12 protein-coding genes are annotated in these 12,996 nt (G+C 42.5%); 2 read left to right on the forward strand and 10 right to left on the reverse strand.

Annotated elements, in window-relative coordinates; all coding sequences use genetic code 11:
• Positions 1 to 285 precede the first annotated feature (285 nt).
• A complete protein-coding gene (locus H5201_RS07590) occupies positions 286 to 1,245 on the reverse strand; it encodes an ion transporter (RefSeq protein ID WP_182718468.1) in 960 nt (319 codons plus the stop codon).
• 4 nt (positions 1,246 to 1,249) lie between these two features.
• Positions 1,250 to 3,925 carry a bifunctional acetate--CoA ligase family protein/GNAT family N-acetyltransferase gene (locus H5201_RS07595; protein ID WP_182718467.1) on the reverse strand — a complete coding sequence of 892 codons (2,676 nt, stop codon included), beginning with the start codon at positions 3,923 to 3,925 and terminating at the stop codon, positions 1,250 to 1,252.
• A 170-nt stretch (positions 3,926 to 4,095) separates the two neighbouring features.
• Here H5201_RS07595 and H5201_RS07600 point away from each other — a divergent pair, with 170 nt between their 5' ends.
• The gene (locus H5201_RS07600; protein WP_182718466.1) at positions 4,096 to 4,812 is read left to right on the forward strand and encodes an SIMPL domain-containing protein; all 717 of its coding nucleotides are present in this window, start codon (positions 4,096 to 4,098) and stop codon (positions 4,810 to 4,812) included.
• Positions 4,813 to 4,814: 2 nt separating this feature from the next.
• Here the strand turns inward: H5201_RS07600 and H5201_RS07605 are convergent, their stop codons facing one another.
• The 8 genes from H5201_RS07605 to H5201_RS07640 all read right to left on the reverse strand — a co-directional run bounded on the left by H5201_RS07605 (position 4,815) and on the right by H5201_RS07640 (position 11,938).
• Complete coding sequence (locus tag H5201_RS07605) at positions 4,815 to 5,513, reverse strand: hypothetical protein (RefSeq protein WP_182718465.1); 699 nt, start codon at positions 5,511 to 5,513, stop codon at positions 4,815 to 4,817.
• A gap of 138 nt (positions 5,514 to 5,651) precedes the next feature.
• Complete coding sequence (locus tag H5201_RS07610) at positions 5,652 to 7,484, reverse strand: DUF885 family protein (protein ID WP_182718464.1); 1,833 nt, start codon at positions 7,482 to 7,484, stop codon at positions 5,652 to 5,654.
• Between the two features lie 81 nt (positions 7,485 to 7,565).
• On the reverse strand, positions 7,566 to 8,702 hold the full coding sequence (hemW, locus tag H5201_RS07615) for a radical SAM family heme chaperone HemW (protein ID WP_182718463.1): 1,137 nt from the start codon (positions 8,700 to 8,702) through the stop codon (positions 7,566 to 7,568).
• Entirely contained in the window at positions 8,699 to 9,298 is a 600-nt protein-coding gene (locus tag H5201_RS07620; protein WP_182718462.1) for an XTP/dITP diphosphatase, read from the reverse strand. Before H5201_RS07620 ends, hemW begins: the two co-directional genes overlap by 4 nt.
• 3 nt (positions 9,299 to 9,301) lie before the next feature.
• A complete protein-coding gene (locus tag H5201_RS07625) occupies positions 9,302 to 9,745 on the reverse strand; it encodes a DUF4426 domain-containing protein (RefSeq protein ID WP_145234922.1) in 444 nt (147 codons plus the stop codon).
• 51 nt (positions 9,746 to 9,796) lie between these two features.
• Positions 9,797 to 10,330, reverse strand: coding sequence for a YggT family protein (locus H5201_RS07630; RefSeq protein ID WP_182718461.1), 534 nt, complete (start codon positions 10,328 to 10,330; stop codon positions 9,797 to 9,799).
• A gap of 57 nt (positions 10,331 to 10,387) precedes the next feature.
• Positions 10,388 to 11,209, reverse strand: a complete 822-nt coding sequence (gene proC / locus H5201_RS07635; RefSeq protein WP_182718460.1) for a pyrroline-5-carboxylate reductase — start codon at positions 11,207 to 11,209, stop codon at positions 10,388 to 10,390.
• 15 nt (positions 11,210 to 11,224) lie between these two features.
• The gene (locus H5201_RS07640) at positions 11,225 to 11,938 is read right to left on the reverse strand and encodes a YggS family pyridoxal phosphate-dependent enzyme (RefSeq protein ID WP_310736240.1); all 714 of its coding nucleotides are present in this window, start codon (positions 11,936 to 11,938) and stop codon (positions 11,225 to 11,227) included.
• A gap of 2 nt (positions 11,939 to 11,940) precedes the next feature.
• Between H5201_RS07640 and H5201_RS07645 the strand changes: the two genes are divergently transcribed.
• Positions 11,941 to 12,981: a type IV pilus twitching motility protein PilT gene (locus tag H5201_RS07645; protein ID WP_182784125.1), complete on the forward strand. Its 1,041-nt coding sequence runs from the start codon at positions 11,941 to 11,943 to the stop codon at positions 12,979 to 12,981.
• Positions 12,982 to 12,996: the final 15 nt, after the last annotated feature.

The following is a 12,996-nucleotide window of genomic DNA, read 5'->3' on the forward strand; positions in this document are numbered from 1 at the left end:
AGCCATCAGCGAGATGTCCTAATTGTAATTTGATTATGTACTTAGGAAACAGGTGCCCGCATTGTGATTATTTGCTCAGTCATACGGAGCAAAAAACTCAAAGAGAATTTTGGCTTAAAGTTCGAAATACTGGCTATATAAAAGGTATGGTCTTCTTTGCTTTCTTCTTTTTTATAGCTTGGGTTTTATTTGCTGAGTCATAACGTTTTTGAGACTCAACACTACAATTAAACCAATCGCGGTGTTGATGCCCTAAACAGTTGAAATTTTAACTAGAAGCTATATCTAGTCTTGGCGTTCACCGCAGTGACGACAATAAAGGTTTTTAGTGCGTGCACTAAGTTGAGACTTAATTGCTTTGTTTGCTTCTTGCTTACTTAAACCAAGCTTACAGCGCAAATTCTCTAGATGCTCCAGTTGCGCATCATCTAGTTTGCCATCTAGCTCGCCATCATGCAGACATTCATGCACCGCATCACTAAACATGATCCTACGCTTACGTAGCTGTTCAGAGAAACTCGAAGCTAATAAGCCGGTGGGTATTGCTACCATTCCCATACTCAGTAACGTGATCACGCCGCCAAAAAAACGCCCTAGCGGTGTTACTGGCACAACGTCACCATAACCTACAGTGGTCAGCGTTGCCATTGCCCACCACATTGCCGCAGGAATGGAGCCAAATTTATCCGGTTGTATATCGTGTTCAATTAAATAAATTCCGCAGGAAGCTAAAATTAGCACCACTGCCATTATAAAGAATGCGGCCAAAAGCGAACTGCTTTCATCACGAAATGATTGTAAAAGTAGCTGCATTGCTCGTGAGTAACGAGTGAGCTTAAAAACACGTAGGAGTCTGAGCACTCTTAAAAAACGTAAATCAAAGGTGATAAACATCATTAAGATCGTGGGCAGGATTGCCACTAGATCAATTAAGGCTAAAGGGGAGAGTAAATATTTTAAACGACGTTGAAAATTACCACAGTTTAGACTTTTGTACTCGGCACGTTCTACGCATGACCAAAGGCGAAGCAAATACTCGATCGCAAATATAATTACTGAGCCTAACTCTAACATTAAAAATTCATGCTTATATTGATGAGCTAAACTCGCAATTGATTCAAGCACAATCGCAACGACATTAATCATTATCAGCGATATTAGAAATATATCGATGTAATGACCCGTCTTACGGTACTCCCCATTACCTTCAAAAAATAGCGCTGTGCGTTTACGTAAATTATTCAAGCTATTATCCGTGTGTGTTATTGGGAGTTAAAGCAAGTACCATATTAATGCTGCCTTCTTCAAAGTCGCGGCTGATCTTAAAGCCTAGTTTTCGGGCTAATTCAATCATTCCGGTATTTTCCGGCAGGGTGATACCCTCAATGAATTGTACGCCTTGGCTTTGACAATACTCAATAGCGGCGCGCATTAATAAGCCACCTAAGCCAAGGCCTTGGCAGTTTGAGCGTACTACTATAGCAAACTCGGCATGCACTTTATCAGGGTCCATTAACACCCGAGAGACGCCAAGCGTGGCGTTGTCTTGAGTGATAATAAACGCCATTTCACGATCGTAGTCAATTTGTGTCATTTTAGCGAGTTGATCGTGGTTAAACTGCGGCAGCTCGCCAAAAAAGCGTTTGTAGCGATCTTCTTTGCTGAGAGATAGATCAAACTCTTGGTGCGCTTGCTCATCTTCTGGCTTTATTGGTCTGAGTGTCGCAAGGGTATTATTTTTCAGCGTCACTTGTTTAACCAGCTCAATTGGGTAAGGGCGAATAGATAAGCGTTTACGATGTGATTGTACTTGGTAGTGACTCAGGGTCATGGTGGCATCAAGCACCAAAAACAGGCCATTACTGGCTAAAATAGGATTTAACTCAAGCGAAGTTATATCGGGTTGATCAATAACTAACTGAGAAATACGGGTCAGTAGTGCACAGAGGCGATACTTATCAACTTTCTCAGGCAAAATACGCTCTTTAAGCACGCCTTTGTCATGCGCCGCAGCAATTAAATACTTTGCTAAGTTCATATTCAAAGGTGGTAAAGCAACCGCTGCTTGAGCAAACTCTAGACCCGTGCCGGCTTCTCCTAGAAGTATTACAGGACCAAAATTCGGTTCTGTTTTTATCGCAATACGTAGTTCATTGGCGCCAGCTCTAGGTGCCATTTTTTGCAGTGAAAAGCCTTCAATAATCGCATCAGGGTAGGTGTTTTTTATTCTCAATAGCATGGCAAAGGCGGTTTGTTCAACCTCTTGTGCATCGTTTAAGTTAAGTACCACGCCACCGACTTCTGATTTAGATGGAATGCTAGGGCTGATCAGTTTCAGTGCAACCGGGAAGCCTAGCTCTATGGCTTGTTCTTTTGCTTCTGTTGGTGTGTATGCGACCTCGGTTTGAATACATTCAACGCCATAGTGAGCGAGTATTTGGCTGGCTTGATGGGTGGATAGATAGCTTTGCTGCTCTGCTAAAAATTCATTCACGAGCGCTTTTGCTGCGTGTTTATTGATTTTAGCGTCATCTGTGTTTGACTCTGGAGTTTGGGTTAAATGTTTTTGATTACGGCGATAACTTACTAAGTGCATAAAGGCGCGTACTGCGCCCTCAGGGGTGCGATAAGTAGGAATGCCGTAGTTGCTACATACGCGACGGGCGGCATAGGCGGCATCTTCGCCCATAAAATTTGTGATCACATAAGGACGCGCCATTTTCGGTAGTTTATTCAACGTTTCAGCGATAATTAATGCATAGTCTTCACTTGGCGCAAGGGCTGATGGCGTATGAATGATCAGTAGATTTTTTACTTCCTTAGCATGCAATAAAATTTCCAGTGCTTGTTGGTAGCGTGCCGGAACTGAGTCACCAAAAATGTCCACCGGATTAGAGGTCATATCCGACTGTGGGATCACTTTATTGAGCGCCGCACGGGTTTCTTCACTCAATTGTGTCAGCTTACCAGAACTTTGTAATAAGCTATCAACGGCCATTACGCCGGGGCCGCCGCCATTGGTTAAAATGGTGAGTTGTTCCACCTTTAATAATTTAGGATGCATGGCCAGTGTTTGTGTAGCAGCAAACAGTTCAGTTAAATCATTTACCCGTAACATACCTGCGCGTTGGAAGAGGGCGTCATACACCGCATCTGAACTTTGCTTGCCGCCAGTGTGAATTTCGGCAGCAAGCGCTCCAGCCGCTGTTTTACCGGTTTTAATGGCGATCACCGGTTTACTAAACGCAGCGGCACGAGCAGCTGAAATAAAGCTGCGGATATTCTCAATGTTATCGATGTACAGCAAAATAGCCTTCGTTTTTGCATCGCGACCTAAAAAGTCGAGTAGTTCAGCAAAGTCGATATCTAAACAATCACCCACAGAGACAAAGTATGAAAAGCCAATTTCTTTGTGTTTTGCCCAATCTAAAATAGTGGAGCACACAGCTGCGGACTGTGAAATAAACGCTAATTTACCAGGGCTTGCGATAGTGTGAGAAAAACTCGCATTGAGGCCAATATGAGGGATCAACAAACCCAAACAATTAGGGCCAAGTAACGATACTTTGGCTTGTTTAGCGGCTTCTTGCAGTGCTGTTTTTTGTTCATGATTGAGTCCGGCTGCGATCACAATCGCATTTTTACAGCCAAACTCTCCAAGCTCTGCAATGATATTAAGTAGGGTGTGTTTGTTCGTACAAATAACCGCAAGGTCCGGTATTTTCGGTAGCGCCGCAATTGACGGGTAGGCCAACACGCCATGTACGGCGCTATTAGTCGGGCTTACTGGCATGATAGGGCCGTTAAATCCGCCTTGTAATAAGTTGCGCATTACTACAAATCCTGCTCGGGAAACGTTATTCGATGCACCAATCACGGCAACCGAAGTCGGGTTGAAAAACTGACTAATGCGTTTTACACTCATGGTCTTTCCTTGCGGGTTATTTGTTTTCTAGCGAGGTGATGCATATAATCTTTTTGCTAACGACGCTCGCATCTTGAGGTGGTTTGAGTATATGCTCAATGTAACCTGTTTAGGTTGATTTTTCGAGCATCATAACCACATATAATTGATTATTATCAAAGGATCATTAAATGAATAAACCAAATGGATATTATCAGTTGCTTGGCGCAGCTGTATTGAGTGTCGCTATACTTGGCTGCGGATGGATTTTAAAATCAGCAGCGCTTGATGTAAAAAATATGGAACGCACGGTTGAGGTTAAAGGATTAGCAGAGCGTGAAGTAACTGCTGATACAGTGATCTGGCCGGTACAATTTAGTGATGCAGATAATGACCTCGAAAAGTTAGTTGAACGGGTTGAGCAGAAAAATGCCGCAGTGATCGCTTTTTTAAAACTGCATGGCTTTGATGAACAAGAGATCAGCCAAGGTAGGCAATCAATTGTTGATAAACAAGCGCGCGAATACGGCGCTGATAATCAACAGTTTCGCTATATTGCCCGCGCAAATATTACCGTGTATTCGCAGCAGCCTGATAAAGTGCAAAACGCCTTAACTAAGGTGGGCCAGCTAGCCAAACAAGGTATTGCGATTGTGCAAGATAACTATGAAACCCGCATTGAATATTTGTTCTCTGGGCTAAACGATATAAAACCAGCAATGGTGCAAGAAGCCACCGAAAAAGCTCGCGAAGTGGCATTAAAATTTGCCAAGGACTCACAGTCAAAACTAGGTAAAATTCGCACCGCAAGACAAGGGCAGTTTAGTATAATCGACCGCGATTCAAACACTCCGCAGATCAAAAAAGTGCGAGTTGTAACCAGCGTTGAATATTATTTATCTGATTAATATTATTTATGTTGTACAAGGTAGCGCTCAACTTGTTCTGTTTTACAGCGTAAGTAAGCGCCACTGAGCAGTATTTTATAGTCACTGAGTGGCTTGTCTGGGCTTGTTTGAGATAACGTGAGTAAGGCTTTTAAGAATGCGGCAGTGTTTATATTGCCCTGATTTTGTTTAAACTCAACTTCCATTAATGCCAGCAAGGCCGAAAATTCATGCTTTGGTAAGCTGTGTTGGGCTGGATTGTTTGCAATGTAACTTGCAACTGGGGTCAGCCCGATATCATTAACTTGCGCTAAAGCTTGCAACAAGTTTTCGTTACTTTCAAATAGCATCAGTGAACGTACATAATTAAACGGTAATTTAGCCTCACTACACTCGCTAAATAAGCGGTGCAATACATTTTGCTGCTGTTGGTTTTGTTGTGTAAAACCATGATTGAACTTTAGACCAGGGGTAAAAAAACTTAATTGGTCGGTATTATTTAGCTGACTGATGATGGCTGTTGGTAGCGAGTGTTGAGTTAATATGCGTGTGGCGATATTTTGCAGATAAGTATATTTTACACTCATGCGTTGCGCACTGCTATATAAGTGCTGTAACTGCATGGCTTGTTGTATTGCAGATAAACTGGCAAAGCTATCAACAATGGCTTGCAACTGATGCTGCTGCATCTGTTGGTTTAGTTGACTGATACATGTATCCATTGTTAATCCTATACGTTACGTGTATATCAAGTGCTTTATCCTAGCGTAAAGCACTTGTTGGTCAAGTGTTTATCTATCTTTCAGGCAATAAAAAAGGCCGTAGATACGGCCTTTGTATATGTTATAAAGTAAGGATGCTTAAGCTGCTAGTTTGCTTGCAACCCACTCATCAACAAAGTTCTCTAGTACGTTTAGTGGCACTGCGCCATTTTTAAGTACCACATCATGGAATTCACGGATATCAAACTTATCACCTAGTTTAACCTTGGCAGCTTCACGAAGTTCTAGAATCTTCAGCATACCTACTTTGTAAGCCGTTGCTTGCGAAGGCATTACAATGTGGCGTTCAACCATTTTAACGCCGTCAGACGTCGCGTTTGGCGTGTTATTTACGTAGTAATCAATACCCTGTTGGCGAGTCCACTTCATTTCGTGGATACCAGTATCAACCACTAAGCGACATGCACGCCATAGTTCCATCGATAGACGGCCAAAGTCAGAATAAGGGTCTGCATACATGCCCATTTCTTTTGGTAATAACTCTGAGTACAAGCCCCAACCTTCGATATAGGCTGTGTAGCCACCGAATTTACGGAACTTAGGCACGCCTTCAAGCTCTTGCGAAATTGCAATTTGCATGTGGTGACCTGGAATACCCTCGTGATAAGCCAGCGCTTCCATTTGATACGTTGGCATTGCTTCCATGTCGTAAAGGTTAGCGTAGTAAACACCCGGGCGTGAACCATCTGGTGCAGGCTGTTGGTAGAATGCTTTACCAGCCGCTTTTTCACGGAAGGCTTCAACACGCTTAACAATCATGTCGGCTTTAGGCTTAACAATGAATAGCTCATCCAAGCGTGATTTCATGGTGTTAATAAGTGCCGTGGCTTCGTCAAGGTATTGCTGCTTACCTGCTTCAGTATTAGGTAAGTAAAATTGCTTATCGGTTTTCATAAACTGCATAAAGGCTTTTAAATCGCCTTTAAAACCAACTTTTTCTTTGATTTGGCGCATTTCGTCATGAATACGAGATACTTCAGCTAAACCGATGGTGTGGATCTCTTTAGCCGTTAAATCAGTGGTAGTCGTGCGCGCTAATGCGTTGTTGTAAAACGCTTCGCCATCAGGAAACTTCCAAGCACCATCACGATCATCAGCACGTTTTTCAAGCTGTGCCAAATAATTAATCAACTTAGAGTAAGAAGGTTTTACAGCCGCTTTAAGGGCTTTCTCAGCATCGCTGATTAACGCGTCTTTATCAGCTTGAGCAATTTCAAGCTTCGCAACTTTACGTTTAAAGTCGGCAAGTAAGGTGGAATCATCACCTTGTTCAAATGGCGCACCGTGAATGATATTTTTGCTTGAATCAATCACATGTGGGAATACAAATTTAGGAGCGATAATGCCTTTATCAGCACGTACTTCTAAATCAGTGATCAGTTGATCAATAACCGTGGTTACGCCATTCAAACGCGAGATGTAGGCTTTGGCATCGGCAACATCAGAAATCTGGTGTTGGTTGATTAAAAAGGCCGGGATCATCGAGTGAGTACCAAACATTTGGTTCACTGGGTAGTTATGATAGCGCCATTTAAAATCAGCAATGCTGTTTTCAAGGTCTTGCTTTTTAAGGTCATAACTAACTTTTGTGGTGTCATCTAGGAGTTCGCGGTTAATAGCGTTTAATGCCACTAAATCATCTTTTGTTTGTTGATGATCTTTCAGTACGCGCGCTTCGCTACCGTCATCCCATTTGTCGTAGTCTTGTTTGATACCCATGTATGTTTGATAAACAGGGCTGCTCATCACATCACGGTTAAAAGTATCTTCGAAGAACGCATTCGCTTTGTCTATTTCGCTTTGTACCGGTTGTGCTTGTACAGTTGGCGTGCTTTGTTGCTCTGGTGTTTGCTGGCAACCACCTAGCAGTGCAATACTCACTGCGGCGGCGATAAAGGTTAGTTTACGCATGTTTTCCCTTTTGTTGTTAGAAACCATTGAAGGTTATTAATTATTATTAGTGTGTATTTGTTAGTAAAGTTTGGGTTGTTATTACACAAACAATTCTAGCAGGTCATTTAAAAAACGATGACCTTTTTGGCTTACCTGCCAGTGACTATCCGTTTGCTTAAGCAAACCCTTGGCAATGGCTTGTTGCAGCGCATCAGCTTGGCTTTGCAGCGGTAACTGAGTTAAGGCTGTAAAGTCACTAATTGGGCAGGCTTCAAATAACCGTAAGCGATTCATAAAGAATTCAAACGGTAAGTCGTGTTGTTCAACTGGCCACTGTTTAAATAAATACGGCTTAGCTAAATCCATATAACCGCGAGGATGTTTTACTTTCTCAGTGCGGGTAATGATGCCTGTTTTAGCATCGGTTACCTTACCATGGGCACCACAACCAATGCCTAAATAATCGCCAAAGCGCCAATAATTCAAGTTATGTTGGCATTGAAAACCTGGTTTTGCATAGCCGGAAATTTCATATTGCTGATAACCTGCCTCAGTAAGTAAGGCTTGGCCTTGCTCTTGAATATCCCATAAGGTGTCATCGGCCGGTAACGTTGGCGGTTTAGAGGCAAATTGGGTATTGGCCTCAATCGTTAACTGATACCACGAAATATGTGGCGGATTAAGGGCGATGACTTTTTTCAAGTCGCTCAGCGCATCAGCAACAGATTGTCCCGGTAAGCCGTGCATTAAATCAAGATTAAAGCTATTTAAACCTGCTTCATGAGCTTGCTCTGCGGCATATATGGCTTCATCGGCACCGTGAATACGCCCCAACGCTTTGAGTTTGTCGTCTTGCATGCTTTGCACGCCAATCGAAATACGATTAATGCCAGCTGCCACATAGTCTTTAAAACGTCCTGTTTCAACCGTACCGGGGTTAGCTTCTAAGGTGATCTCGCAGTTTTCACTTAGGCCAATTAATGAATCCACCGCCGTTAATAAATTAACGTAGGCCTCACCGGTTAATAAGCTAGGCGTGCCACCACCGATAAAGATTGAATGAATTTTACGTCCTTGCACTAAGTGCAGATCGGTTTTTAAATCATCAATTAAATGCTGCACATATTCCTTTTCAGGGATCTCACCTTTTTGACCGTGACTATTAAAATCACAATACGGGCATTTTTGCACACACCAAGGGACGTGCACATATAAACTTAATGGTGGTAAATTCACAGGCCGCCTTTGAGCTTAAGCTCAGACAATAAACGTTGTAATGCCTGACCACGATGGCTTACTGCATTTTTTTGCTGCTTAGTTAATTGCGCACTGGTGCATTCAAGTTCTGGCACATAAAAAATAGGGTCGTAACCAAAACCACCTTGGCCATCTTGGCTTTGCGTAATTTGTCCTTCCCAGCTCGCACTGCAAATCAGTGGAGTAGGGTCATCAGCATGACGCATTAATACCAGCACACACCAAAAACGGGCACTGCGGTTAGGGTTGTTAGCAAGTTCGCTTAATAATTTATCAATATTATCTTGATCGCTAGCGCCTTCTCTGGCATAGCGAGCTGAGTAAACGCCAGGGGCGCCGTTAAGGCCATCAACCTCTAACCCTGAGTCGTCAGCAATAGCTGGTAGCCCCGTTATTTTTGCAGCATGGCGAGCTTTGATAATAGCGTTTTCAACAAAGGTGGTGCCTGTTTCTGCTACTTCTGGCACATTAAAATCGCTTTGTGGCACAACGTTTATTTCAAGCGGGTTTAGCATCTGCGCTAATTCGTTGACTTTACCCGGATTGCCAGTGGCTAACACTAAAGTTTTTTTCATGAATTAATCTACGTAAAATTTTTGCTGGAACTGCAGCTTTTGAAATTGATTACCTTGTTGTATTTCAATTTCAAAGCGCAGAATTTCTTCGTTAGTAAAATCAACTTGCGCGAGGTAATAAATTGCATCGCCTTCGATGACTTCTTTGAAGTCCAAGGTTTGCTTATTACCAAGTAGGTTTTTAGCAGTGCCTTTAAGAATGGCCGTTTGCGCTGTGGCATCGGTATCTTTTTTAAGGATTGAAATATTGACAATGCCCTTATAACCACTACGTTCTAGGCCATAGGTTTTGGCTATTTGTGGTTGAATAAAGGTTGACGGAAATGCAATGTAATGTACTTGCCATGGGCCGAGTTCTTTGTATTGTGCGCCTTGCATTTGTTCACTGTGGGCACTAAAGGTAATACCTGCTAATGCAAAGAATAAAATACTTGCGAGCTTTTTCATAAATGACTCTTAAAAAAAGAGGCCTAGTAGGCCTCTGTGTTAATGATAAGGTTAGCCGACTAAATCAATAAACAAAAACTGGGCAAATTGCAGCGCGATAATTAACACTAAAATTGATAGATCTAAGCCGCCCAGTGGCGGTAACACTTTACGAATAGGTCTTAACATTGGTTCAGTTAGCTGCTGAAATACCGCTTCTACTGGATTGTTGCCTTGGCTTACCCAGCTTAATAACGCGCGAATAATTAATACCCAAAACAGTAAGTTTAAGCCTTCTTTAATCACCGTTACTAGCGCATTTAAAAGTACAAATCCAACTTCCCATGTCGCGCCTACTAAAAATATCAGCGCAGTAATTTTTGCAGCAGCGACAATGAACGCCAGTAATAACGAAGCTAAGTCTAGGCCACCTAACCCTGGAATAATTTTACGCAGTGGATTAACAGCAAATGAAGTAGCTTTGACCACAAACTGACTCAACGGATTGTAAAAATCAGCCTTGGCGGCTTGTAGCCAAAAGCGCATTAATACGACCATTAAAAATAGATCGAATAGTGTGCTTATTAAAAATTGCATGGCGTTCATAACGTACCTTAATTAAAAACCTTAAACATAAATAGGGCTAAAAGCAGCAAAGTGCTTTTAAAGTTCTTGTTCCATTTGTTCCGCGCGAGCAATACAGGCATCCATTGCATCGGCGACAGTGTTAGTCAGACCGTGTGCTTTTAAATGTTCAACAGCTGCATGCGTGGTGCCACCTTTTGATGTCACATTAGCACGCAATTGTGAAATACTAATATCAGGTTGTGATACCGCCATTTCAGCTGCACCTAATGCTGTTTGCTGTACTAAGCGACGCGCGTCTTCATCGCTAAAGCCAAGTGCTTTGGCTTTTTCTTCTATGGCTTCCATAAATAAGAAAAAGTAAGCCGGTGATGACCCCGTAACAGCAATAACATCGTTAATTTGTGACTCTTGCTCAACCCATACCGCAATACCTGTACATTCAAATACTTGTTGCACAAAAGTATGTTCTTGCTCGGTTTCGCCGGCACCAAATAAACCTGATACACCGCGCCCTAATAAAGACGGGGTATTTGGCATACAACGTACCATCTTAACGTCTTGTCCGAGCATTTCACGTAACCGCTTAACCGTTAAGCCTGCGGCGACAGAAATAAATAGCTTATCGCTAAAGTCGATACCCGAATCTTGAAATGATTGACATAAATCACCCATCATTTGCGGCTTTACAGACAACACAATAACATCGGCATCGCGCAGTGCTTCGTTGTTATCTGCGGTGGTTTTAACCCCGAAATCCGCTGCTACCTTAGCGAGTTTTTCTTGGTTACGATTTGTTGCAATAATACTCGATGCAGCAAATCCTTTTTTTACCATGCCGCCAATAATGGCGTAGCTCATATTACCTGTGCCTATGAATGCAATTGTTTTATCTGACATATCTTAGTTATCACCTTAGCTTCGTTGGCCAAAAATATCCGTGCCGATGCGTACCATGGTTGAGCCTGCTGCAATCGCAGCTTCGACATCACCACTCATCCCCATCGACAGGGTGTCTATTTGAGGATATTGGGCTTTAAGTCTATCAAAGCAAGCACGTAATTGCTCAAAATATTGTATTTGTTGCTGTGGATCGTCAGTTTTTGCTGGGATTGCCATGACACCACGCAATTCTAAATGCGGGCAATGGTGAATAAATTCAGCGAGGCTTGCAAGTTTATCGGGGTGGCAGCCTGATTTTGAGTCCTCTAAGCTGATATTTACTTGGATCAGTACTTTTAAAGGGGCTTTATCTGCGGGCCTTTGATCGTTTAAACGTTGCGCTATTTTTTCACGTTCAATACTTTGCACCCAATCAAAGTGGCTGGCAACAAGGGCGGTTTTATTTGATTGAATAGGGCCAATGAAATGCCAAACAATATCGCTATAATTTGCTAATTGGGTTATTTTATCAACAGCTTCTTGAACGTATGATTCACCAAATTCTCGGTGACCTTGTTGATAAGCCGCTAGAATGAAATCAGCAGGTTTGGTTTTTGATACTGCCAACAAGCAGACATCGTGTTCATTACGATGATGTTTTTTTGCCGCTAGGGCAATTCTAGCATAGGCGGACTTAAGTCGTTCTGCTATTGTAACCATATAATTATCAGTTAGTTGTGGAGTCATAAATGGATATTACCGAATTATTGGCCTTTAGTGTGCAGCACAAAGCATCAGATTTACACTTATCATCAGGGGTTGCGCCAATGATCCGTGTTGATGGTGATGTGCGACGTATTAATATACCAGCGCTGGAAAACAAAGATGTTAACAGCCTAGTTTACGATATTATGAACGATAATCAACGCAAGGACTATGAACAAAACCTTGAAGTGGATTTTTCGTTTGAAGTGCCAAACTTAGCACGTTTTCGTGTTAATGCCTTCAACTCAAATCGAGGCCCCGCAGCTGTATTTCGTACCATTCCCAGTGAAGTGCTGACGCTTGATGATTTAGGTGCGCCAGATATATTTAAAACAATCTCAGATACGCCGCGTGGTTTAGTGTTGGTAACAGGACCTACAGGCTCTGGTAAGTCGACCACCTTGGCTGCGATGGTGGATCATATAAATCAACACAAGCATCATCATATTTTAACCATCGAAGATCCCATCGAGTTTGTGCACGACAATAAACTATCGTTAATTAATCAACGTGAAGTGCATCGCGATACGCATAGTTTTTCTAATGCACTGCGCAGTGCTTTACGTGAAGATCCAGACGTGATTTTGGTTGGTGAGCTACGTGATTTAGAAACTATTCGCCTTGCCATGACTGCTGCTGAAACCGGCCATTTAGTATTTGGTACATTGCATACTACGTCAGCCCCGAAAACCATTGACCGTATTATCGATGTGTTTCCTGGTGAAGAAAAAAGTATGATCCGCTCAATGCTTTCAGAGTCATTACGCGCAGTTATTTCACAAACCCTGTTGAAAAAAATTGGTGGCGGGCGAGTCGCAGCACATGAAATCATGATTGCAGTGCCTGCGATCCGTAACCTTATCCGCGAAGATAAAATTGCGCAAATGTATTCGTCGATTCAAACTGGCGCATCGCATGGTATGCAAACCATGGATCAGTGTTTAATCAATTTAGTGAATCACGGTGTTGTTACCAATACTGAAGCGCGTGCTAAAGCACAAGATAAAAATAATTTCGGCGGCTAGGCCCGAGTAAGGAGC

The organism is Pseudoalteromonas sp. SG43-6 (assembly GCF_014164365.1).
GTDB classification, from domain to species: Bacteria; Pseudomonadota; Gammaproteobacteria; order Enterobacterales; family Alteromonadaceae; genus Pseudoalteromonas; species Pseudoalteromonas rhizosphaerae.